This window comes from Streptomyces sp. NBC_01296 (assembly GCF_035984415.1).
Taxonomy (GTDB): domain Bacteria; phylum Actinomycetota; class Actinomycetes; order Streptomycetales; family Streptomycetaceae; genus Streptomyces.
This window is the reverse complement of sequence record NZ_CP130720.1, coordinates 4,231,241-4,252,563: the sequence shown is the minus strand read 5'-3', so window position 1 is coordinate 4,252,563 and position 21,323 is coordinate 4,231,241. Positions and strand designations below refer to the sequence as shown.

General features: G+C 71.7%; 21 protein-coding genes. 16 read left to right on the top strand and 5 right to left on the bottom strand.

Going from position 1 to position 21,323, the window contains the following annotated elements; all coding sequences use genetic code 11:
- Positions 1-12 precede the first annotated feature (12 nt).
- Entirely contained in the window at positions 13-1,197 is a 1,185-nt protein-coding gene (dnaJ, locus tag OG299_RS19125) for a molecular chaperone DnaJ (protein ID WP_327362095.1), read from the top strand.
- A gap of 1 nt (position 1,198) precedes the next feature.
- Positions 1,199-1,669 carry a heat shock protein transcriptional repressor HspR gene (locus tag OG299_RS19120; RefSeq protein WP_266627190.1) on the top strand — a complete coding sequence of 157 codons (471 nt, stop codon included), beginning with the start codon at positions 1,199-1,201 and terminating at the stop codon, positions 1,667-1,669.
- 99 nt (positions 1,670-1,768) lie between these two features.
- Here OG299_RS19120 and OG299_RS19115 read toward each other — a convergent pair whose 3' ends face one another.
- The gene (locus OG299_RS19115) at positions 1,769-2,782 is read right to left on the bottom strand and encodes a helix-turn-helix transcriptional regulator (protein ID WP_327362094.1); all 1,014 of its coding nucleotides are present in this window, start codon (positions 2,780-2,782) and stop codon (positions 1,769-1,771) included.
- A gap of 102 nt (positions 2,783-2,884) precedes the next feature.
- Between OG299_RS19115 and OG299_RS19110 the strand changes: the two genes are divergently transcribed.
- Together OG299_RS19110 and OG299_RS19105 are read left to right on the top strand one after the other, a co-directional pair.
- Positions 2,885-3,112: a hypothetical protein gene (locus OG299_RS19110; protein ID WP_327362093.1), complete on the top strand. Its 228-nt coding sequence runs from the start codon at positions 2,885-2,887 to the stop codon at positions 3,110-3,112.
- On the top strand, positions 3,109-3,423 hold the full coding sequence (locus OG299_RS19105; protein WP_030299141.1) for a Rieske (2Fe-2S) protein: 315 nt from the start codon (positions 3,109-3,111) through the stop codon (positions 3,421-3,423). Before OG299_RS19110 ends, OG299_RS19105 begins: the two co-directional genes overlap by 4 nt.
- Before the next feature lie 142 nt (positions 3,424-3,565).
- On the opposite strand, the gene OG299_RS19100 is transcribed toward OG299_RS19105, so the two are convergent.
- Complete coding sequence (locus OG299_RS19100) at positions 3,566-3,979, bottom strand: pyridoxamine 5'-phosphate oxidase family protein (protein WP_266627185.1); 414 nt, start codon at positions 3,977-3,979, stop codon at positions 3,566-3,568.
- 143 nt (positions 3,980-4,122) lie between these two features.
- Here OG299_RS19100 and clpB point away from each other — a divergent pair, with 143 nt between their 5' ends.
- Positions 4,123-6,723, top strand: coding sequence for an ATP-dependent chaperone ClpB (gene clpB, locus OG299_RS19095; protein ID WP_266627184.1), 2,601 nt, complete (start codon positions 4,123-4,125; stop codon positions 6,721-6,723).
- Between the two features lie 149 nt (positions 6,724-6,872).
- Entirely contained in the window at positions 6,873-7,415 is a 543-nt protein-coding gene (locus OG299_RS19090) for a type III secretion system chaperone family protein (RefSeq protein ID WP_266627182.1), read from the top strand.
- A 13-nt stretch (positions 7,416-7,428) separates the two neighbouring features.
- Here OG299_RS19090 and OG299_RS19085 read toward each other — a convergent pair whose 3' ends face one another.
- A complete protein-coding gene (locus OG299_RS19085; protein ID WP_266627180.1) occupies positions 7,429-8,577 on the bottom strand; it encodes a putative hexosyltransferase in 1,149 nt (382 codons plus the stop codon).
- 156 nt (positions 8,578-8,733) lie between these two features.
- A complete protein-coding gene (locus OG299_RS19080; RefSeq protein ID WP_266627179.1) occupies positions 8,734-9,924 on the bottom strand; it encodes a pyridoxal phosphate-dependent aminotransferase in 1,191 nt (396 codons plus the stop codon).
- Positions 9,925-10,626: 702 nt separating this feature from the next.
- Between OG299_RS19080 and OG299_RS19075 the strand changes: the two genes are divergently transcribed.
- The 7 genes from OG299_RS19075 to OG299_RS19045 all read left to right on the top strand — a co-directional run bounded on the left by OG299_RS19075 (position 10,627) and on the right by OG299_RS19045 (position 17,178).
- Positions 10,627-11,169, top strand: a complete 543-nt coding sequence (locus OG299_RS19075) for a DUF2617 family protein (protein WP_327362092.1) — start codon at positions 10,627-10,629, stop codon at positions 11,167-11,169.
- A 139-nt stretch (positions 11,170-11,308) separates the two neighbouring features.
- Positions 11,309-12,949 carry a polyamine aminopropyltransferase gene (locus tag OG299_RS19070; protein WP_327362091.1) on the top strand — a complete coding sequence of 547 codons (1,641 nt, stop codon included), beginning with the start codon at positions 11,309-11,311 and terminating at the stop codon, positions 12,947-12,949.
- A gap of 47 nt (positions 12,950-12,996) precedes the next feature.
- Positions 12,997-13,881, top strand: coding sequence for an SRPBCC family protein (locus OG299_RS19065; protein WP_327362090.1), 885 nt, complete (start codon positions 12,997-12,999; stop codon positions 13,879-13,881).
- A 29-nt stretch (positions 13,882-13,910) separates the two neighbouring features.
- Positions 13,911-14,720 carry an aldose epimerase family protein gene (locus OG299_RS19060; RefSeq protein ID WP_266627171.1) on the top strand — a complete coding sequence of 270 codons (810 nt, stop codon included), beginning with the start codon at positions 13,911-13,913 and terminating at the stop codon, positions 14,718-14,720.
- A 10-nt stretch (positions 14,721-14,730) separates the two neighbouring features.
- The gene (pyrE, locus tag OG299_RS19055) at positions 14,731-15,270 is read left to right on the top strand and encodes an orotate phosphoribosyltransferase (RefSeq protein ID WP_266627169.1); all 540 of its coding nucleotides are present in this window, start codon (positions 14,731-14,733) and stop codon (positions 15,268-15,270) included.
- Between the two features lie 235 nt (positions 15,271-15,505).
- A complete protein-coding gene (gene fbaA, locus OG299_RS19050; protein WP_266627167.1) occupies positions 15,506-16,528 on the top strand; it encodes a class II fructose-bisphosphate aldolase in 1,023 nt (340 codons plus the stop codon).
- 242 nt (positions 16,529-16,770) lie between these two features.
- The gene (locus tag OG299_RS19045) at positions 16,771-17,178 is read left to right on the top strand and encodes a hypothetical protein (RefSeq protein WP_327362089.1); all 408 of its coding nucleotides are present in this window, start codon (positions 16,771-16,773) and stop codon (positions 17,176-17,178) included.
- Between the two features lie 27 nt (positions 17,179-17,205).
- On the opposite strand, the gene OG299_RS19040 is transcribed toward OG299_RS19045, so the two are convergent.
- The gene (locus OG299_RS19040; RefSeq protein ID WP_266627163.1) at positions 17,206-18,444 is read right to left on the bottom strand and encodes an IS701 family transposase; all 1,239 of its coding nucleotides are present in this window, start codon (positions 18,442-18,444) and stop codon (positions 17,206-17,208) included.
- A 199-nt stretch (positions 18,445-18,643) separates the two neighbouring features.
- Here OG299_RS19040 and OG299_RS19035 point away from each other — a divergent pair, with 199 nt between their 5' ends.
- The 3 genes from OG299_RS19035 to kynU all read left to right on the top strand — a co-directional run bounded on the left by OG299_RS19035 (position 18,644) and on the right by kynU (position 21,300).
- On the top strand, positions 18,644-19,057 hold the full coding sequence (locus tag OG299_RS19035) for a DUF3151 domain-containing protein (protein WP_266627162.1): 414 nt from the start codon (positions 18,644-18,646) through the stop codon (positions 19,055-19,057).
- A 202-nt stretch (positions 19,058-19,259) separates the two neighbouring features.
- Positions 19,260-20,105 carry a tryptophan 2,3-dioxygenase family protein gene (locus OG299_RS19030; protein WP_266627160.1) on the top strand — a complete coding sequence of 282 codons (846 nt, stop codon included), beginning with the start codon at positions 19,260-19,262 and terminating at the stop codon, positions 20,103-20,105.
- Complete coding sequence (gene kynU / locus OG299_RS19025; RefSeq protein ID WP_327362088.1) at positions 20,098-21,300, top strand: kynureninase; 1,203 nt, start codon at positions 20,098-20,100, stop codon at positions 21,298-21,300. Before OG299_RS19030 ends, kynU begins: the two co-directional genes overlap by 8 nt.
- Positions 21,301-21,323: the final 23 nt, after the last annotated feature.

The window sequence follows — 21,323 nt, the reverse complement described above, 5'->3', positions numbered from 1 at the left end:
GGGACACCGGGGATGAGCACGAAGGACTTCGTCGAGAAGGACTACTACAAGGTCCTCGGTGTTCCGAAGGACGCCACCGAGGCCGAGATCAAGAAGGCGTACCGGAAGCTCGCGCGCGAGTTCCACCCGGACGCCAACAAGGGCGACGCCTCGGCCGAGGAGCGCTTCAAGGAGATCTCCGAGGCGAACGACATCCTCGGCGACGCCAAGAAGCGCAAGGAGTACGACGAGGCCCGCACCCTGTTCGGGAACGGTGGCTTCCGCCCCGGTCCCGGCGGGGGCGGCGGCTCGTTCAACTTCGACCTGGGCGACCTGTTCGGCGGCACCCAGCCGGGTGGCGGCCCGGGCGGCGGTTTCGGCGGCGGCGGTCTGGGCGACGTCTTCGGCGGGCTGTTCAACCGCGGCGGCGCGGGCCCCGGGACGCGTGTCCAGCCGCGCCGCGGCCAGGACATCGAATCGGAGGTCACCCTCTCCTTCACGGAGGCGGTGGACGGGGCCACGGTCCCGCTCCGGATGTCCTCCCAGGCGCCCTGCAAGGCCTGTTCGGGCACCGGCGACAAGAACGGCACACCGCGCGTGTGCCCGACCTGCGTCGGCACCGGCCAGGTCTCGCGGGGCAGCGGCGGCGGCTTCTCGCTGACCGACCCCTGTGCGGACTGCAAGGGCCGCGGCCTGATCGCGGAGACCCCCTGCGACGTCTGCAAGGGCAGCGGGCGCGCCAAGTCCTCCCGCACCATGCAGGTCCGGATCCCGCCGGGCGTCTCCGACAGCCAGCGGATCCGGCTGCGCGGCAAGGGCGCTCCGGGTGAGCGCGGCGGTCCCGCCGGCGACCTCTACGTCGTCGTCCACGTGGACGGCCACCCGGTGTTCGGCCGCAAGGACGACAACCTGACGGTCACCGTCCCGGTGACGATCGCCGAGGCCGCCCTGGGCGCCGACATCAAGGTCCCGACCTTGAACGGCCCCGCGGTGACGCTGAAGCTCCCGCCGGGCACCCCCAGCGGGCGCACGATGCGGGCCCGCGGCAAGGGAGCGGTCCGCAAGGACGGCAGCCGCGGGGACCTGCTGGTGACGGTGGAGGTCACTGTTCCGGCCTCGCTGTCGGACAAGGCCCGCGAGGCGCTGGAGATGTACCGCGACGCGACGGAGTCGGAGGACCCGCGCGCCGCGCTGTTCGAGTCCGCGAAGGGAGCATGACATGGACGGCCGCCGACGACCGCCCCGGTTCGGCAACGGGGCGTACGAACTGACCGACGAGACTCCGGTCTACGTGATCTCGGTGGCCGCCCAGCTCTCGGGCCTGCATCCGCAGACCCTGCGCCAGTACGACCGCCTCGGCCTGGTCTCCCCGGACCGGACGGCCGGCCGCGGCCGGCGCTACTCGGCCCGCGACATCGAACTGCTCCGCACGGTGCAGGCGCTGTCCCAGGACGAGGGCATCAACCTGGCCGGCATCAAGCGGATCATCGAGCTGGAGAACCAGGTCGCCGCGCTCCAGCAGCGCGTGGCCGAGCTCTCGGCGGCGGTGGACGGCGCGGCGGCCGTGCTCCAGCAGCGCGAGGCCCAGGTGCACGCCTCGTACCGGCGAGATCTGGTCAAGTACCAGCCGCCGGTGCCGGGCAGCGCCCTGGTCGTCTGGCGCCCCGCGCCGAAGCGCCAGAGCGACTGACGTCGGCTTCCTCCGGCTGCACGACGCGCACGTCCTGCATGCACGCACAGGCCCCGCCCAAGATCCCCGGGCGGGGCCTGGCGCGTTCCGGTGCGTTCTTCAGTCGCCCTCGTCCTCGAGGATCCCGGAGCGGGCGATGAGGAAGCCGAGTTGGGCGCGGCTGCCGCTGCCGAGGGTGCTGGCGAGCTTCGCGATGTGCGCGCGGCAGGTCCGTACGTTCATGCCCAGGCGGCGGGCGATGGCCTCGTCCACGTGGCCCTCGATGAGGAGCTGCGCGATGGTGCGCTGCACGCCCGAGATGCCGCCGCGGGTGTGCTGGTACGTGACTTCCTCCTGGAGGGGCACAGCGCGGTGCCACAGCTGCTCGAACACCTTGATGAGGTAGTCGACCAGCCCCGGGTGGCGCAGCTCCAGGGCGACCTGGCGGTCGTCGCTGGCCGGGATGAAGGCGACGGTCCGGTCGAAGATGATGAGGCGTTCGAAGAGCTCCTCCAGCGTGCGCACCTCGACCTTGCCCGCCTTGAGGAGGTCGACGTACGCGAGCGTGCCGCGGCTGTGCCGGACGGTGTGCTGGTAGAGGGTCCGGATCCGGACACCGCGGTCGGTCAGCGGCTGGTCGCGCTCCAGGGCCTCCGTGAGCTCGAGGCTGGGGCGGGCGCCGCCGGGCTGGATGGTGAGCATCTCGGTGCGGCACTCGGCGGTGGCGAGGTTGAGGGCCGCGTTGATGGGGTCGAAGCCTTCGAGCACGGTGATGGCGTGGGTGCTTGCCGGATTCTGCGCACTGATGGCGAGAAACGGCTCGAAAGCCTCGGACAGTTCGAGAGAATCCCGGTGTCTGTCGCGGATCTCCCGTTCGATCGGATGCAGCCGCTGTGCGAGTGCCACCGCCGGTGGAACCGGACGGAGCGAATTGGCGTCATCAGGATCTGGCTGCAACAACGCCAGATCGAGCAGGCAGGGTGCCGTTTTGACGTCCCCACGTGCGATACGTCCGGTCCGCAGCGCGCTCGTGTAGAGCCGCGCCCCCTCGCTGCACAGCTCCGTGACCGAGTGGGGATGTGTCGCTTTTGTTCTGTTTATGGTCAAATCTCCACCCCCCAGGGTCCTGAACATGCAAGAACATGATGCATCGTCCCTGTGGCAGTGATGTGCCTGAATGAGCCATCGTCTGACAGGCGGGGGAGAGGATTTCATCAAGTGAGGACGAAGCCGACCATGAACAAGAGAATGCTTCGCTCGGCGCTTGCCACCGTCATCTTCTCGGCTGTGGCCGGTCTGGGACTTGCCGGGGTCACCCTGGGGGGCGCCGAAGGGGGTGCCGCAGGCCTCCGGGCGGCGCCGCTCGAGGACAGCGGATGGCGCGCGGCACCGATGGACAGCGGATGGCGCTCGGCCCCCGTCGAGGCGGATGCCGGCACCGTTGCCGTGGAGACCGCGGTATGACCCCCGACGACCGCGGATTCCGTCGCGAAATGGCCTCTGCCTACCGCTCCGGCTGGCAGTTCATCGACCTTGCCACGGCCATCCCCCACCCTGGCGACTCGTTGATGGTCACCCTGTTCGGACAGCCCATCGTCATCACGCGCGAGGAGGACGAGGACGTCCGGGCGTACCGGTGCCTGCGCCGCCCCCGCGGCGCGCCGCAGCCCGTCCGCTGCGAGGTGCGCTACGGAATGGTCTTCGTCAACCTTGATCAGCGCGATCACCAGCTCTTCGAACCCGATATCACCACCGCCACCCCCCGCAGTGCCTGAAGCGATTCCCCCGTCGTTGCAGATCGCTCCAGGTGCTTCCCCCACACAACGGCGCCATCGTGGACCTGACCACGGTGGCGCCGTTGTGATGTCCGCGTCCAGTCCCTGAACCGGACAAGGTGAAAGCTGAACCGTTTTCGGTTCAGGCGCGGCCCATCGCCCGGTCGAGGGTGATCTCCATGACGACCCGGTCCGGGTTGGGAGAGGGCGTCCGCCCGTAGCGCTCCGCGTAGCGCGCCACCGCCTCGGCGACCGAGGCCTCGTCCGTACGGATCACCGCGTGCCCCTCCAGGGTCGCCCAGCGGCGTCCCGCCATCTGGCACACCGCCACCCGGGCCGGGCCCCGCTCCGTCCCCTGGGCCGCCAGCACGTTGCGGATCTTCTTGCTGTTCTTGTTGCTGATCACCCGGGCCAGGCCGGCCTCCGGGTCGTACGTGACGCCCACCGGCACCACGTGCGGGGTCCCGTCGGGGCGCGGGGTGGTCAGCGTGCAGACGTGCCGCTCCCGCCAGAAGGCGAGGTACTCGGGCGTCGGGTTGAGTACGTCAAGAGCCATGGCCCGAGCGTACGGGAGGGGGCCGATTCCGCCCTTGAGTGGAATAGACTCAACTTTGCGCACGCTGCCATAGTCAAAGAGCGAGACGCGAAGAACGAGACCTTGAAGCCTGTGTCTGACCTGTCTGAGAGGAGAAGTCGCACGTGGATGCCGAGCTGACCAACAAGAGCCGGGACGCCCTGAACGCGGCCACCAGCCGGGCCGTGAAGGACGGCCACGCGGATCTGACCCCGGCGCACCTGCTGCTGGCCCTGCTCGCCGGCGAGGACAACGAGAACATCACCGACCTCCTCGCGGCCACCGAGGCCGACCAGGCGGCGGTCCGGGGCGGCGCCGAGCGGCTGCTGGCGGCCCTGCCCAGCGTCACGGGCTCCACGGTGGCACCCCCGCAGCCCACGCGCGAGCTGCTCGCCGTACTCGCCGAGGCCGACCAGCAGGCCGGGAAGCTCGGCGACGAATACCTCTCCACCGAACACCTCCTCATCGCCATCGCCGCCAAGGGCGGCGCGGCCGGCGAGGTCCTTTCCACCCAGGGCGCGACGGCGAAGAAGCTGCTGGACGCCTTCGAGAACGCACGAGGAGGACGGCGGGTGACCAGCCCCGACCCCGAGGGCCAGTACAAGGCCCTCGAGAAGTTCGGCACGGACTTCACGGCGGCCGCGCGTGAGGGCAAGCTCGACCCCGTCATCGGCCGCGACCAGGAGATCCGGCGCGTCGTCCAGGTCCTGTCGCGCCGTACGAAGAACAACCCGGTGCTCATCGGCGAGCCCGGCGTCGGCAAGACGGCCGTCGTCGAGGGCCTCGCGCAGCGCATCGTGAAGGGCGACGTCCCGGAGTCACTGAAGAACAAGCGGCTGGTCTCCCTCGACCTCGGCGCGATGGTCGCGGGCGCGAAGTACCGCGGCGAGTTCGAGGAGCGGCTGAAGACGGTCCTCGCCGAGATCAAGTCCAGCGACGGCCAGATCATCACCTTCATCGACGAGCTGCACACCGTCGTCGGCGCCGGCGCCGGCGGCGATTCGGCCATGGACGCGGGCAACATGCTCAAGCCCATGCTGGCCCGCGGCGAGCTGCGGATGGTCGGCGCGACCACGCTCGACGAGTACCGCGAGCGGATCGAGAAGGACCCGGCGCTCGAGCGGCGCTTCCAGCAGGTGCTGGTCGCCGAGCCGTCCGTCGAGGACACCATCGCGATCCTGCGCGGGCTCAAGGGCCGCTACGAGGCCCACCACAAGGTCGTCATCAACGACAGCGCGCTGGTGGCCGCCGCGACCCTCTCCGACCGGTACATCACCTCCCGCTTCCTCCCCGACAAGGCCATCGACCTCGTCGACGAGGCCGCGTCCCGGCTGCGCATGGAGATCGACTCCTCCCCGCTGGAGATCGACGAGCTGCAGCGCTCGGTCGACCGCCTGCGGATGGAGGAGCTGGCGCTGAAGAACGAGTCCGACCCGGCCTCGATCGAGCGCCTGGAGAAGATCCGCAAGGACCTGGCGGACCGGGAGGAGGACCTGCGGGGCCTGACCGCCCGCTGGGAGAAGGAGAAGCAGTCCCTCAACCGCGTCGGCGAGCTCAAGGAGCGCCTCGACGACCTGCGCGGCCAGGCCGAGCGCGCGCAGCGCGACGGCGACTTCGACACCGCCTCCAAGCTGCTCTACGGGGAGATCCCGACGCTGGAGCGCGAGCTGGCGGAGGCCACCGAGGAGGAGGAAGAGGCCTCCAAGACCGGAACCTCCAAAGGCACGATGGTCAAGGACGAGGTCGGTCCCGACGACATCGCGGACGTGGTCGGCGCCTGGACGGGCATCCCGGCGGGCCGTCTCCTCGAGGGGGAGACGCAGAAGCTGCTGCGCATGGAGGACGAGCTGGGCCGCCGCCTGATCGGCCAGGGCGAGGCCGTACGGGCCGTCTCGGACGCCGTACGCCGCACCCGGGCCGGGATCGCCGACCCGGACCGCCCGACCGGCTCGTTCCTCTTCCTGGGCCCGACGGGCGTGGGCAAGACGGAGCTGGCCAAGGCCCTCGCGGACTTCCTCTTCGACGACGAGCGGGCCATGGTCCGCATCGACATGTCGGAGTACTCCGAGAAGCACAGCGTGGCCCGTCTGGTCGGCGCCCCGCCCGGGTACGTCGGCTACGAGGAGGGCGGCCAGCTCACCGAGGCCGTACGCCGCCGCCCGTACTCCGTGGTGCTCCTGGACGAGGTCGAGAAGGCCCACCCCGAGGTCTTCGACATCCTGCTCCAGGTCCTGGACGACGGGCGCCTCACGGACGGCCAGGGCCGCACCGTGGACTTCCGCAACACGATCCTGATCCTGACCTCGAACCTGGGCAGCCAGTTCCTGATGGACCCGGCGACCTCGGCCGAGGAGAAGCACGACCGGGTCATGGACGTGGTCCGGGCCTCCTTCAAGCCGGAATTCCTCAACCGCCTCGACGACCTGGTGGTCTTCTCCGCGCTGACGAAGGACGAGCTGGCCCACATCGCCGAGCTCCAGATCGGCAGCCTCGCCAAGCGCCTGGCGCAGCGCCGCCTGACCCTGGACGTCACCCCCGACGCCCTGGCCTGGCTGGCGGACAAGGGCAATGACCCGGCGTACGGCGCCCGCCCGCTGCGCCGCCTGATCCAGACGGCGATCGGCGACCGCCTGGCCAAGGAGATCCTGGCGGGCGAGGTCCGCGACGGCGACACCGTACGGGTCGACGTGGCCGGCGAGGACCTCATCGTCGGCAAGGCCCTCTGAGCTGCGCCGGCGCGGCCGGCCACAGGCACACCGCCCCCGCTTATCGGCGGCTTACTCCTGTCCGCCCTGCGCGGATCGTGCGTGCGGGGGTGGACAGGGGGTGGGAGCCATGGGGGAGGATGACATCATCCGCACGAAGGGAAATCACGGTGAGCATCGACCCGGCCTCGATTCCGAACTTCGGAGGGCAGCAGCCCGATCCGCAGGCCACAGGACCGGCGGGCCCCGTCGTCCCCGACCAGGATCTGGTCAAGCAGCTGCTGGAGCAGATGGAGCTCAAGTACGTCGTCGACGACGAGGGTGACCTCGCGGCGCCGTGGGAGGAGTTCCGTACGTACTTCATGTTCCGCGGCGAGGACGAGCAGCAGGTCTTCTCGGTGCGGACCTTCTACGACCGTCCGCACGCGATCGAGGACAAGCCCCAGCTCCTCGAGTCGATCGACGACTGGAACCGTCGCACCCTGTGGCCGAAGGTCTACAGCCACACGCACGACGACGGCTCCGTCCGCCTGATCGGCGAGGCGCAGATGCTGATCGGCACCGGCGTCAACCTGGAGCACTTCGTTTCCTCCACGGTCAGCTGGGTCCGTGCCTCCATCGAGTTCGACAAGTGGCTCGTGGAGCAGCTCGGACTGGAGAAGGAGATCGACTCGACCGACGGTGACGAAAAGGACGGGGACGACGACAACTAGTCGTCGCCACCCGTCACAGCGGCACGCGGGCGATCAGCAGCAGGTACAGCCCGTAGCCGTACGAGAGCCCGGCCAGCCCCGCGGTCACCACGACCGCGGAGCGCGGCCGGGCTCGTGCCATTGCGGCGGCGACCGGCAGGAGCAGCGGGAACGCCGGCAGCAGGAAGCGCGGCTTCGATTCGAAATAGCCGGCCCCGCCGTAGGTGATCAGCAGCAGCACGGCGGTGTACACGAGCAGCGCCGGCGGCATCCGGTCGAGCAGCAGGAGCACCGCCAGGAGCCCGGCCGCGGCCAGCACGGCCACGGTCACGACGGTGGCGAGCGGTACGTGCCCGCCGGTCAGCACCCGCCAGACGGTGCCCGTCGTGTACGAGCCGAAGTCGAAGCGGGAGCCCCAGCGCCGCTGCACGGTGAAGTACCCGGCCGGATCCCCCGTACGTATCCCGACGGCGAGGACGTACGCGGCCCAGCCCGCCGGGGCCAGCAGTGCGGCCGCCCACACCTCGGGCGCGCGGGATCTGCGGACGAACAGCGCGTGCAGGGCCACGGCGGACACGGCGGCGGCGACGGCGATCCCGGTCGGGCGGGTCAGCCCGGCGAGCACGGCGAGGCCCGTGGCCCACGGCCAGCGCTCGCGCAGCACGGCGTACAGGGCCCAGGCGGCGAGCGCGGCCAGCAGCGGCTCGGTGTAGGCGAGGGTGAGCACCACCGCGTGCGGGGTCGCCGCCCACAGCGCCACCAGCAGCACCCCGACGCGCGGGCCGAGCACCAGCTCCCCGACCCGGTACACCCCGACGGCGGCCACCGCGGCGGCGGTCCAGGCCACGAGCAGCCCGGCCCACGGGGTGGCTCCGGCCAGCCGGACGAGCAGCGGGTACAGCGGGAAGAAGGCGTAGTCGCTCTGCACCAGCCCCGACCCCGCCCACATCTGGGTGCGGCCGTAGCCGTGCACGGCGATGCCGAGGTACCAGACGGAGTCCCAGGAGTGCCCGAGCACCCGGACGGGGCTCCGCCCGGCCCACCACGCCCCGACGGTGAGCACCAGCGCCCCGCCGGCCCGGACGGTGGTGAACACCCCGAGCGCGACGAGGGCGGCGGGCACCCTGCCGGTCCGGAGCTGCTGCGGCCGCACGGAAACCGACGCACTGCCCGTCGCCGTCATGAACCCCGTCTTTCCCGCGCTGCGTGCGTACGCCCATCCCGACGAGGAGAGCCTCGGGCACCCTAAAGCTCACCACCTTCCGGCGGGCGTGAATGCCCCCGGAATCTCCGGTGAAATCAGCCCGCCCCGGAGGCGTCCCCCCGATGAGCGCCCCGCTCAGAGCCGCCGCAGGCGGTCCGCGGCCTCCTCGAGGACCTCGGTCTTCTTGCAGAAGGCCCAGCGGACCTGGGTGGCTCCTGCGGCCTGGTGGTCGTAGAAGACCTGGTTGGGGATGGCGACGACGCCGCAGCGTTCCGGGAGGGCGCGGCAGAAGGCGAGGCCGTCCTTTTCGCCGAGCGGGGTGATGTCCGTGGTGATGAAGTACGTGCCCCGGGGGCGGAAGACCTCGAACCCGGCCGCCGTGAGGCCGTCGGCGAGGATGTCGCGCTTGGCGGCCAGGTCGGCGCGGAAGCCCTCGTAGTAGCTGTCGGGGAGGGACAGGGCCTCGGCGATGGCGTACTGGAAGGGGCCCGAGGAGACGTACGTCAGGAACTGCTTCGCAGAGCGGACCGCCGAGACGAGCTCCGGCGGGGCGGTGATCCAGCCGACCTTCCAGCCCGTGAAGGAGAACGTCTTGCCGGCCGAGCTGATGGTGACCGTGCGCTCGCGCATGCCGGGCAGCGAGGCCAGCGGGACGTGGGCGCCCTCGAAGACCAGGTGTTCGTAGACCTCGTCCGTGACGACGAGGAGGTTCCGCTCCACCGCCAGTTCCGCGATCGCCGCGAGCTCGGCCGGGGTCAGGACCGTGCCCGTCGGGTTGTGCGGGGTGTTCAGCAGGAGCAGCCGGGTGCGCGGGGTGACCGCGGCGCGCAGTTCGTCGAGGTCGAGGGTGAAGGCTCCGGCGTCCGGGCGCAGGGTGACCGGCACGCGGGTGGCGCCGGCCATCGCGATGCAGGCCGCGTACGAGTCGTAGTACGGCTCCAGGGCGATGACCTCGTCGCCCGGTTCGAGCAGGGCGAGCAGCGAGGCGGCGATGGCCTCCGTCGCGCCGGCGGTGACCAGGACCTCCGTGTCGGGGTCGTGGCTCAGGCCGTAGAACCGCTGCTGGTGCCGGGTGATCGCGGTGCGCAGCTCCGGGACGCCGGGGCCCGGCGGGTACTGGTTGCCCAGGCCCGAGAGCACGGCGCGGGAGGCGGCCTCGGCGATCTCGGCGGGGCCGTCCGTGTCGGGGAAGCCCTGGCCGAGGTTGATCGACCCGGTGCGGGCGGCCAGGGCCGACATCTCCGCGAAGATCGTGGTGCCGAAGGAGGCCAGGCGGCGGTTCAGGAGGGGGCGGCTGCCGCCCACGGGTGCGCTCATGGGCGCCATCCTGCGGGGAACCTCTGGACTTGCTCAAGTGTGCTTTGGCCCGGGTGGCGTGCGGGCATCCCCCCTTCACACCCCGGGGGACCGGGGCGATGAACGTGAACGGGGGTTGGTTGTCATGTCTGTCTTCGGTTTGGCGCTGGTGGCGCTGGTCATCCTGGGCTTCGTGCTCCTGGCACGGAAGGTCGTCCGCGCCTGGACCGGCGCCGACTCCGGCTCGGGTTCCCGCTCGTCGTGGTGGGCGAACGGAGGCGGGTCTTCCAGCTCGTGCGGGGGCAGCTCGTCCTGCGGTTCCTCGTCGTCCTGCGGTTCTTCCTCGTCGTGCGGTGGAGGATCGTCCTCCTGCGGCGGCGGAGGTTGCGGTTCCAGCTGACACGGGGCAGCTGGCGCCGCGTGCGTCGGGGCGCCCGGCGGTGCTAACTGCCGTCGGGCGCCCTCATGTTCGGACTCCCCGTTCGGCCGCGGTGCGACGCGCGGGGCGCATGTGGCTGAACACGTGAACTGTGTAGCCCCCGGGGGGATGTAAACCCAATCAAGTTGGGTAAAAACGCTGTGAGTGCCGTGCCTTTCATGATTCCCTCGGTTGAGTAGACCAGTCCTCGGACCTCCCTGGACTTCCTGTGGACCCGTGCCGGTGTCCCCCACCCGTTGACTACCGCTGGCGGGCCCCGGCCCATCTCCCTCGCGCGTTTGCGGAGCCGACTCATGCTCACGACCCTCCAGACCACCTACACCGACACGCGTGCCGCCGATCTCGCCTGGGCCCTGGGTCGGGACCGGCTGCCCGCCCTGGCCGTACTGAACCTCGAACTGGCGGGTGCCAAAGTGGAGTTGCGCCTGCTCGGCGCCTCGCACCAGGTGCTGCTGGAGGCCGGCCGGGTGCTCTGCTCGGAGACGGTCGCCTGCATGCCCGGCAGCAGTACGCCGCTGCCGCTCGGCGTGGCCAAGCGGATGGGGGACTGGGAGTACGAGTTCGCCGCGCGGGTCGAGACCCTGTCGCAGGGGTCCTTCGCGGGACGTGCACAGGAACTGCTGGCGCTGGTCGCGGATCACCCGAACGGATTGGCCGGAACCTTTCCCGGCAGCCCGCACGCCTTCACCGCCATGCTCGCGCAGCGCCACGAGGGCCAGGTGCGCTGGCGGACCTGGCACGCGTATCCGCAGGAAGGCCAGTTGGTGGCCACTCGTACGAGGGTCGGTGTGCGCACGGGCGCACCCGCGGGCGCCCTGGAGTCCGACGCACGGTAGTGCGGGACTGGGCTGGGCGTTCCGGGGCGCGGGCGCCGGGGGCGTCCCCCCGCGGTTAGGCCAACTGGCTGGAACGGTAGGTCACTTACACCCATGTGGGTGACGGGATGCGAGTGGGTGGTGACGTACGGTTCGCTGCATGATCGACCGTTCCGTCCCGCGCCGGGTGCTCCCGGCTCCGGAGCCGCGGGGCGTGGCGACCCTCCCGGCCGCCCTGCCCGTACGGCCCCGGACCGGCCGACTCCTCGTCCTGGCCACCGTGTTCGTCTGCGCCGCCTGCGGGCTCGTGTACGAATTGGAGCTGCTCGCCCTCGGCTCCTACCTCATCGGCGATTCCGTCACCCAGGCGTCCGTCGTGCTGTCCGTCATGGTCTTCGCGATGGGGGTCGGCTCCCTGCTGGCCAAACGGCTGCGCAGACGGCCCGCGTTCGGATTCGCCGTCATCGAGGCGGGCCTGGCCCTGCTCGGCGGGCTCTCGGCGATGGCGCTGTACGCGAGCTTCGCGTGGCTGGGCGAGTCCCGGCCCGCCCTCGTGGCCTTCTCCTTCGCGATCGGCGTGCTCATCGGCGCCGAGATCCCCCTGCTGATGGTCCTCATCCAGCGGATCCGCAGGCAGGACGCGGGCGGCGCCGTCGCCGACCTGTTCGCCGCCGACTACGTGGGCGCCCTGGTCGGCGGGCTGGCCTTCCCGTTCCTGCTGCTGCCGGTGCTCGGCCAGCTCACCGGCGCCATGCTGACCGGCACCGTCAACGCGGTCGTCGGCGCGGGCCTGGTCCTGTGGCTGTTCCGCCGCGACCTGAGCCGGCGCTCCCGCTGGCTGCTCATCGCCGCGAACGTCACCGTGCTGGCCGTCCTCGCCTGCGCGACCGTCCTCGCCGACGACTTCGAGCGGGTCGCCCGGCGCGCCGTCTACGGCGGCGAGGTCCGGGTCGCGCAGCAGACCGGCGTCCAGGAGCTCGTGCTGACCGGCCCCGCCACCGGCTCCCCGCGCTCCCTCGACCTGTTCCTCGACGGCCGGCTGCGGGTCAGCGGCTACGACGAGTACCGCTACCACGAGGCCCTCGTGCACCCCGCGATGACCGGCCCGCACGCCCGGGTCCTGGTCCTCGGCGGCGGCGACGGGCTCGCCGCGCGCGAGGTGCTGCGCTACCGCGACGTCGCCTCCGTCACCGTCGTCGAGCTCGACCCCGGCGTGGTCCGCCTCGCGCGCACCGACCCGATGCTGTCCGCGCTCAACGGCCGGGCGTACGAGGACCCCCGCCTCGCCGTCGTCACCCAGGACGCGTTCCGCTGGCTGCGGGGGCCGGCCGCCCGGGACCGGTACGACGTCATCCTCTCCGACCTCCCCGACCCGGGCATCACGCCCAGCACGAAGCTGTACTCGCAGGAGTTCTACGGGCTCGCCGCCCGGGCCCTGCGCCCCGGCGGGCGGCTCGCCGTCCACGCCGGACCGCTGGCCACGCGCCCGCGCACGTACTGGACGGTCGAGGCCACCCTGCGCGCGGCCGGCCTGCGCACCGCTCCCTACAGCGCGGGCGGGCGGCTCTCCGGCTTCGCCGCCGGACCCGACCGCAGCCTCGGCAGGACCGACGCGCCGCCGCAGGACTGGGGCCTCGTACTCGCCGGCCGGGACCAGGTCCCCGAGCTGCGCGTGGACCGCGACACGCCGTGGCCGCGCTCGCTGTCCACGCAGTCCCTGCGGGACGCCGCGCGCGACGCCGAGCGCACCCGGGTGGGGGGCCTGCCGCCCTCGACGCTCCCGCACCCGCGGTATTCGTAAGCGCCGGACCGGGTGCGGGAGGGTCTCTCGTCGGTAGGCTCGACCACATGGAGCATCAGGTGTTCGTGCCGGTACCGGCAGACGACCTCCGCGCCGTGCTGCGCGACCCCGCCCGGGTGGCCCGCTGCGTACCCGGGCTCCAGCAGGACGCCGACGCCGCGTCCGGGCCCGTGTCGGGCCGGCTCAAACTGCGGGTCGGCGGGAACACCGTCACCTACCGCGGAGCCCTGTCCGTCACCGAACGGGATCCGTACGTCTTCACCGTGACCGGTGAGGGCACGGAGATCCGCGGCAGCGGGACCGTCAAGCTGTCGCTGGCGCTGCTGCTGACCCCCGTGGACGACGGGACCCGACTGGGGTTCACCGCCGAGGCCGCCGCCGACGGGCGGGCCGCCGCCTTCCCGCCGGAGGCCACCGCGACGGCCGTCCAGCGGCTCCTGGACCGGGCCACCGAGCAGCTCGCGGCGCTGGCGGCCGAAGCGGCGGAGCCGATGACCGACGTCATCGCCGAGGCCGAGGAGGCGGAGGGCGACGCACCCGACGGGGAGGACGGCGGCGTCACGGAGGTCACGGCCTCCGTCTTCGACACCGACGTGCCGCCCCCGTCCCTGGACCCCTTCATGGACGGCGATTTCGAGGGCCTCCCGGACTTCGGCCGGACCGCGGAGAGCGGCGAGGCCGGGGAGAGCGGAGAGATCGACGGGTTCGGCGCGGCCGCGCAGCCCCCCGCCGAGGCCGCCCACGCCCGCCGCACCATGATCGGCCGCAGCGCCGAGGAAGTGGACCATGCGCCCCCGCGCGGCCGCTACGCCCCGGTACCCGCCCCCGCGACCACCGGCGCCGGCGCGAACCTGCGCTGGATCGCCCCGGCCGCCGCCCTGGCGCTGGCCTCGGCGGTCGTGGTCGGCCGAGCCCTGCGCCGCCGCCGCTGACCCACCGCACACCGCCTAGAGTCGGCCGCATGAGTACGCAACTGAGCGCAGGCGGCGCCGAGGTGACCGTCGACCAGGAGAACGGCTGCCGGATCAGCAGCCTGCGCATCGACGGCACGGAGCTGCTGCGCCAAGGCTCCCACTACGGATGCTTCCCGATGGTGCCGTGGTGCGGGCGCACGGCCAACGGGCAGTTCCAGGACGGGGCCGTCGTCCACCAGCTGCCGATCAACCAGCCGCCGCACGCCATCCACGGCTTCGGCCGCGACGCGCCCTGGCGCCCCGCCCGCGTCACCCCCGCCGAGGCGGCGTTCACGTACGACCTCACCGAGCCCTGGCCGTACCCGGGCCGGGTCACGCAGATCGTCGAGCTGGGCCCCGACTCGCTGACCCTCACCCTGGGCGTGGAGACGTACGGGGACTCCTTCCCGGCCCAGGCGGGCTGGCACCCCTGGTTCCACCGCAACCTCGGCGCCGGCGGCGAGGACGTACGCCTCGACTTCGCACCCGACTGGCAGGAGGAGCGCGGCGCCGACCACCTGCCCACCGGCAAGCGCATCGACCCGCTGCCCGGCCCCCGGGACGACTGCTTCGGCATGCCGCACGGCGTCCTGGCCACCCTGACCTGGCCCGGCGAGCTCGAGCTGAAGATCAGCAGCCGGGCGGAGTGGGTGGTCGTGTACGACGAGCAGCCCGAGGCCGTCTGCGTGGAGCCGCAGTCCGGCCCGCCGAACGGGCTGAACTCCCTGCCGCGCCTGGTCAGCCCCGTGGACCCGCTGGAGATCTCCACGACGTGGACCTGGCGGCGGCTGTCCCGGGCCGGGTCCGTGCACAACTAAGCTCGGGGCCATGAGTGACGTACGGGATGCGCTTCTGCAGCAGATCAAGGACAAGGCCGTCGTGCACGGCAAGGTGACCCTCTCCTCCGGCAAGGAGGCCGACTACTACATCGACCTCCGCCGGATCACCCTGGACGGCGAGGCCGCCCCGATGGTCGGCCAGGTCATGCTCGACCTCACCGCCGACCTGGACTTCGACTGCGTCGGCGGTCTGACCCTGGGCGCCGACCCGGTCGCGACCTCGATGCTCCACGCCTCCGCCGCGCGCGGCGAACGCCTCGACGCCTTCGTCGTCCGCAAGGCGCAGAAGGCCCACGGCATGCAGCGCCGCATCGAGGGCACCGACGTGAAGGGCAAGCGCTGCCTGGTCGTCGAGGACACCTCGACCACCGGCGGGTCCCCGCTGACCGCCGTCGAGGCCGTCCGCGAGGCCGGCGGCGAGGTCGTCGCCGTCGCCACGATCGTGGACCGCGGGGCCGCGGACGCCATCGCCGAGGCGGGCCTGCCGTACCTCACCGGCTACCGGCTCGCCGACCTCGACCTGGCCTGATCTCGCCTGATCTCGCATTCTGGCCCCCCGGAGAACTGGTGACTCAGCTCCCCGGGGGTCCGGGCACAGGTCCTGACCTGCTCTTTCCCGGCCGAGCCGAATGTTTCACGTGAAACGGTCCAGCCTGCACGGGTGGAGTGTCGCGCGGAGTCTGGAAAGATGAGCCCGACGGTTACGTCGCCCCCAGGTCAGGGCCAGCAATCGCACACTCCCCGCACATCCAAGGAGCGGACAGATGCCCATCGCAACCCCCGAGGTCTACAACGAGATGCTCGACCGGGCGAAGGCAGGCAAGTTTGCCTACCCGGCGATCAACGTGACCTCGACCCAGACCCTGCACGCTGCACTGCGCGGCTTCGCGGAGGCCGAGAGCGACGGCATCATCCAGATCTCCACGGGTGGTGCGGAGTTCCTGGGTGGCCAGCACAAGAAGGACATGGTCACGGGCGCGGTCGCCCTGGCCGAGTTCGCGCACATCGTGGCGGCGAAGTACGACGTCACCGTCGCGCTGCACACCGACCACTGCCCCAAGGACAAGCTGGACGGCTACGTCCGCCCGCTGATCGAGGTCTCCGCCGAGCGCGTGGCCAAGGGTCTGAACCCGCTCTTCCAGTCGCACATGTGGGACGGCTCCGCCGAGACCCTGGCCGACAACCTGGCCATCGGCCAGGAGCTGCTCGCCAAGGCCGCCGCCGCGAAGATCATCCTCGAGGTCGAGATCACCCCGACCGGTGGCGAGGAGGACGGCGTCACCCACGAGATCAACGACGAGCTGTACACCACCGTCGACGACGCGATCCGCACCGCCGAGGCCCTGGGCCTGGGCGAGAAGGGCCGCTACCTGCTCGCCGCCTCCTTCGGCAACGTGCACGGCGTCTACAAGCCGGGCAACGTCGTCCTGCGTCCCGAGCTGCTGAAGGACCTGCAGCAGGGTGTCGGCGAGAAGTACGGCAAGACCAGCCCGTTCGACTTCGTCTTCCACGGCGGTTCCGGCTCCTCCGAGCAGGAGATCGCCACCGCGCTGGAGAACGGCGTCGTGAAGATGAACCTCGACACCGACACCCAGTACGCCTTCACCCGCCCGATCGCGGACCACATGTTCCGCAACTACGACGGTGTCCTGAAGGTCGACGGCGAGGTCGGCAAGAAGTCCACCTACGACCCGCGCACCTGGGGCAAGCTCGCCGAGGCGAGCATGGCCAAGCGCGTCACCGAGGCGTGCGCGAACCTGCGCTCGACGGGCACGAAGCTGAAGTAGTACCCGCTCCACCCGCTGTGCCGAAGGGCCCGGCCCGCCGTCTCACGACGCAGGGCCAGGCCCTTCTGCACCGGCATCCCGCCGAACCATGACCGGGGGAATGTTCTCCGGGTCAAAGCCCAGGTCAAAGGCACTGGTCGACGGCCTGGCCAACGGTCTCCGGTCGACACCCCGGGGAGACCGGGTGAGGATGAACGAGCGGGCGCCCGCTTCCCGGCTTCTCGCTGATGGGAGCAACCCTCATGCAACTGCACACCCGACTGAACACCCGACGCGCAGTGGCTTCCCTGTTCGCGGGCTCGCTCGTGCTGTCCGGCGCGATCGTCCTCGCGCCGACCGCGAGTGCCGCACCCGCCGCAAGCTGCACGGTCACCCCAGGCCCGAACAACACGTACGTCACCATCTCCGGCGAGGGCTTCACTGCCCCGCGGACCCTCAACGACGGTGAATCCACCGTGCCCTTGGCAGTGGACGGGTCCGGACACTTCCTGGTGAAGCGCTTCCAGAAGAACGTCAACTACACCGTTCTTGCCGTCAACGAGGACCAGCCCTTCGTCTTCGTGAACTGCAAGGTCGTCAAGGGCTCGAACACCCAGAGCCCCACCCCCACCCCCAGCCCGACCAGGACTCCGCGCCACCACCGCAGGTAGCCCGGCCGGGGGCGGTCGTGCCCCGGGTCAGCGGGCCGTCAGGGCGGGGTGGGGGCGCGGGCGGCGGACCAGGCTGTGCCGCGCGGGAACCGGGGGCGCCACCGGTTCCAGGCTGCGGGCCGCATGGGCCACCGACGCGAGGGTCACGTGCCGGTGCCAGCCCGGCAGGGAACGGCCGGAGAAGTCACGGAGCCCGATCTCCTGCACGCTGAGGCCGGCTGCCGCCGACACCCGGTGCGCCGTCTTCGTCATCCGCACCAGCGCCCCCGGGTCCGTCCGCACCATGTCCGTGACCCACAACTGCGTCGGCAGCCGCCGGGCCGACTCCCACTCGCCGAACAGCAGCACCTCGCGCCGCCGTCCCGGTGCCGGATCCGGCACCATCACCCGGACCGCCGCCACCAGCGAGGTCCGCCGCGCCCCGGGAGCGTCGGGCGCGTCGGGCGCGGCCCACTCCACCGGCATCCGCAGCCCCCTGACGTTCTGCAGGATGTCCCGCGCGGCGAGGGTCCCCGCGCCGAAGCCCGGCAGCCGCGGGTCCGTCACCAGCAGCCGCGCCTCGGGGCTGATCCGCCCCACCACGGGCACCCGCGCCTCGGCGAACCGGTTCAGGGTGGCCCGCGTCGCGATGTCCCGGATGTCCATCACCACCGGCCGCGGCGCCAGGCCCGACTCCCGCAGGGTGTCGAGCGCGCCCGTCACCGCGCACTCCTCGTAGCCCTCGTACGACGCGGTCTGCGCGGCCTCCGGCTCCTCGCCGAGGAACAGCCGCCATCCCACCGGCGTCACCACCCCCGGCGACGTGAACCACATCCCGAACGCCTGCTGCCCGCGGAACATCTGGCCCCGGTGCGGGTCGAAGCGGTGCCCCGCCCCCACCGAGTGCTCCCCGCCCTTCGGGATCGCCATCGGCTGCGCGACCCACACGTTGAGCGGAGCCGCCTGCCCCAGGTACTGCGCCAGGGCCGCGCGGATCGGCTGCCAGTCCCACGTCGACGCGGCGATGAAGTGGTGCAGGCTCTGCTCCGCCGCCGTGGCGCCGGCCCCCGCCCCCAGCTGCTGCGCGATGTTGCGGATCGACTTGCGGCCCTCCGCCGCGAGCAGCCCGCGTACGTACTGGCGTCCCCGCTCCCGCTGGTCCTTGCGCCGCAAGGACGTGAACACCGCCGCGCACAGCTCCTCGACGGCCTCGTCCGCGAGCTTCCGTCGTCCCGCCCGGACACCCTGGTACGTACTGCTGCTCGCGCTGCTGATGGTGGTGTTCACGACTCCCCCTTCGTCGATGGCCCTCCTACCGTCGGCCCGCGGCCCCCTCGCCGGGGAGGTGTGCCGGGCACACGACTGGGCCGACTGGTGGTGGGGCGCCCACCACCCCTCACCCACGGGAGCCGCAGCGGTGGTTGGACCACCGTCCGTACGCACCACCGCCGCACCGCGGAGGGGTCCGATACCCCAGACTTGGACCATGTCCATTCACCAGAACCTGCTCGGGGGCCCCGCCCCCACCCACCTCCCCGACGAGCCGGGCCGCGAGGCCCTGGCCGCGGGCACGCCCGCCGTCGAGGTGGCCGCCGCGCACCCGACCTCGTCCCTCGCCTGGGCGACCCTCGCCGACGAGGCGTTCGCCGCCGGCCGCACCGTCGAGTCGTACGCGTACGCCCGTACGGGCTACCACCGCGGCCTCGACGCCCTGCGCCGCGCGGGCTGGAAGGGCCACGGCCCGGTGCCGTGGGAGCACGAGCCGAACCGCGGCTTCCTGCGCGCCCTGTACGCCCTGTCCCGGGCGGCCGGGGCGATCGGCGAGAAGGAGGAGTACGAGCGCTGCTCGACCTTCCTGCGCGACTCGTCCGAGACGGCGGCGGACACCCTCGGCGCCTGATCCGCGGGCATATGTACGTGATCGGGGCCTCTCACCGGGGCCCCGATCGGCCACAGTGTCCCAAAAGTGACTGTGACCCCGGTCACACCGCGCTGGAGGGAATCCGCCAACCGGTCCTATGATGCGGGCAGGGGACCGGGGCTCCACTCACCCATCGGAAGGGGCGGACCGCTACCCGGAAGCACGTGTCGAGGAGACAGCGATGTCGAACACCCTTGATGCCTCCGGAGCCGGTTCGGACACCCCGAACCTCGACTTCGCCGGCACGACCCCGTACGAGGACTACGTCCAGGCGGACGTCCTCACCCACCTCCAGCACCTGCGCTCGGACGACCCGGGCGAGATGGTCTTCCTGGTGACGACCCAGGTCATGGAGCTGTGGTTCACGGTCATCGTCCACGAATGGGAGACGGCCGCGAAGGCCCTCCGCGAGGACCGCATCCCCGTCGCGATGGATGCGCTGAAACGATCCCTCCGCGAGCTCGAGGCCCTCAACGCCTCCTGGCGACCGCTCGCCCAGCTCACCCCGGGCCAGTTCAACGCCTACCGCGCCGCCCTCGGCGAGGGCTCCGGTTTCCAGTCGGCGATGTACCGCCGGATGGAGTTCCTGCTCGGCGAGAAGTCGGCCTCCATGCTCGTCCCGCACCGCGGCGCCCCGCGCGTCCACGCGGAGCTCGAGAAGGCCCTCCAGGAGCCCAGCCTCTACGACGAGGTGCTGCGCCTGCTGGCCCGCCGCGGCCTGCCGGTCCCGCAGACGGTCCTGGACCGCGACCTCTCCCAGCGGTACGAGCCCTCGCCCGAGGTCGAGGCCGTCTGGACCTCCCTGTACGCGGACCCCGACGCCGAGCTCGACCTCCACCGCCTCGGCGAGGTCCTCACGGACGTGGCGGAGCTCGTCTGGCGCTGGCGCAACGACCACCTGGTCGCCACCCGCCGCGCGATGGGCGCCAAGACCGGCACGGGCGGCTCGGCCGGCGTGACCTGGCTCGAGAAGCGCGCCACGAAGAACGTCTTCCCCGAGCTCTGGACGGCGCGAAGCCATGTCTGAGCCGACGAAGGGCGACCTGGCGGCCCGCGCCGCGGAACTGGACACCGCCGACGAGCTCGGCAAGCTCCGCGACCGCTTCACCCTGCCCGACGGCGTCGTCTACCTGGACGGCAACTCCCTGGGAGCCCTCCCGACCGGCGTCGCGCAGCGCATCGCCCAGGTCATCACCCACGAGTGGGGCACGGAGCTCATCCAGTCCTGGAGCGCCGGCACCTGGTGGACCGCCCCCGAGCGGATCGGCGACAAGCTGTCCCCGCTCATCGGCGCCGCCCCCGGCCAGACGGTCGTCGGCGACTCCACCAGCGTCAACCTGTTCAAGGCCCTGGTCGGCGCCGCCCGCCTGGCCCGCCCCGGCCGCACGCAGCTGCTGGTCGACGCGTCCACCTTCCCCACCGACGGGTACATCGCCGAGTCGGCCGCCCGGATGACCGGCCTCACCGTCGTCCCGGTCGACCCGTCCCACGCGGCCGAGGCGATGGGGGAGGACACCGCCGTCGTCCTGCTCAACCACGTCGACTACCGCACCGGCCGCCTCCACGACCTCCCGGCCCTCACCACGGCGGCCCGCGCCGCCGGGGCCGTCACCGTCTGGGACCTGTGCCACTCGGCCGGCGCCCTGCCCGTCGACCTCGACGAGCACGGGGTCGACCTCGCGGTCGGCTGTACGTACAAGTACCTGAACGGCGGCCCCGGTTCCCCGGCGTACCTCTACATCGCCGCACGCCACCAGGGGGCCTTCGACTCCCCGCTCCCCGGCTGGAACGGCCACGCGGAACCCTTCGCGATGACCCCGGACTACGCCCCGGCGGCCGGCGCGATACGCGGCCGGGTCGGCACCCCGGACATCCTGTCCATGCTGGCCCTGGAAGCCGCGCTCGATGCCTGGGACGGGGTCGCGGTGGAAGCCGTACGGGCCAAGTCCCTGGCCCTGACGGACTTCTTCCTGGAGTGCGTGGCGGCGTACGTGCCGGCCGGCAAGGTCGAATCGGTCACCCCGGCCGAGCACGACCGGCGCGGCAGCCAGGTCTCCCTGCGCACCGAGAACGCCCGTGAGGTCATGGACGACCTGATCTCCCGCGGGGTGATCGGGGACTTCCGTGCCCCGGACGTCCTGCGCTTCGGGTTCACCCCGCTCTACGTCGGTTTCGCCGATGCGGAGCGTGCCGCCCGGACACTGGGTCACATTTTCGGGTGATGTAGCGGCGAAACGTCACGGCA

What these genes read in the sequence shown, in the direction of transcription:
- dnaJ (WP_327362095.1), top strand. Translation starts at nt 13, where the DNA reads ATGAGCACGAAGGACTTCGTCGAGAAGGACTACTACAAGGTCCTCGGT.
- OG299_RS19120 (WP_266627190.1), top strand. Translation starts at nt 1,199, where the DNA reads ATGGACGGCCGCCGACGACCGCCCCGGTTCGGCAACGGGGCGTACGAA.
- OG299_RS19115 (WP_327362094.1), bottom strand. Translation starts at nt 2,782, where the DNA reads ATGTTCAGGACCCTGGGGGGTGGAGATTTGACCATAAACAGAACAAAA.
- OG299_RS19110 (WP_327362093.1), top strand. Translation starts at nt 2,885, where the DNA reads ATGAACAAGAGAATGCTTCGCTCGGCGCTTGCCACCGTCATCTTCTCG.
- OG299_RS19105 (WP_030299141.1), top strand. Translation starts at nt 3,109, where the DNA reads ATGACCCCCGACGACCGCGGATTCCGTCGCGAAATGGCCTCTGCCTAC.
- OG299_RS19100 (WP_266627185.1), bottom strand. Translation starts at nt 3,979, where the DNA reads ATGGCTCTTGACGTACTCAACCCGACGCCCGAGTACCTCGCCTTCTGG.
- OG299_RS19085 (WP_266627180.1), bottom strand. Translation starts at nt 8,577, where the DNA reads ATGACGGCGACGGGCAGTGCGTCGGTTTCCGTGCGGCCGCAGCAGCTC.
- OG299_RS19080 (WP_266627179.1), bottom strand. Translation starts at nt 9,924, where the DNA reads ATGGCGCCCATGAGCGCACCCGTGGGCGGCAGCCGCCCCCTCCTGAAC.
- OG299_RS19075 (WP_327362092.1), top strand. Translation starts at nt 10,627, where the DNA reads ATGCTCACGACCCTCCAGACCACCTACACCGACACGCGTGCCGCCGAT.
- OG299_RS19070 (WP_327362091.1), top strand. Translation starts at nt 11,309, where the DNA reads ATGATCGACCGTTCCGTCCCGCGCCGGGTGCTCCCGGCTCCGGAGCCG.
- OG299_RS19065 (WP_327362090.1), top strand. Translation starts at nt 12,997, where the DNA reads ATGGAGCATCAGGTGTTCGTGCCGGTACCGGCAGACGACCTCCGCGCC.
- OG299_RS19060 (WP_266627171.1), top strand. Translation starts at nt 13,911, where the DNA reads ATGAGTACGCAACTGAGCGCAGGCGGCGCCGAGGTGACCGTCGACCAG.
- pyrE (WP_266627169.1), top strand. Translation starts at nt 14,731, where the DNA reads ATGAGTGACGTACGGGATGCGCTTCTGCAGCAGATCAAGGACAAGGCC.
- fbaA (WP_266627167.1), top strand. Translation starts at nt 15,506, where the DNA reads ATGCCCATCGCAACCCCCGAGGTCTACAACGAGATGCTCGACCGGGCG.
- OG299_RS19045 (WP_327362089.1), top strand. Translation starts at nt 16,771, where the DNA reads ATGCAACTGCACACCCGACTGAACACCCGACGCGCAGTGGCTTCCCTG.
- OG299_RS19035 (WP_266627162.1), top strand. Translation starts at nt 18,644, where the DNA reads ATGTCCATTCACCAGAACCTGCTCGGGGGCCCCGCCCCCACCCACCTC.
- OG299_RS19030 (WP_266627160.1), top strand. Translation starts at nt 19,260, where the DNA reads ATGTCGAACACCCTTGATGCCTCCGGAGCCGGTTCGGACACCCCGAAC.
- kynU (WP_327362088.1), top strand. Translation starts at nt 20,098, where the DNA reads ATGTCTGAGCCGACGAAGGGCGACCTGGCGGCCCGCGCCGCGGAACTG.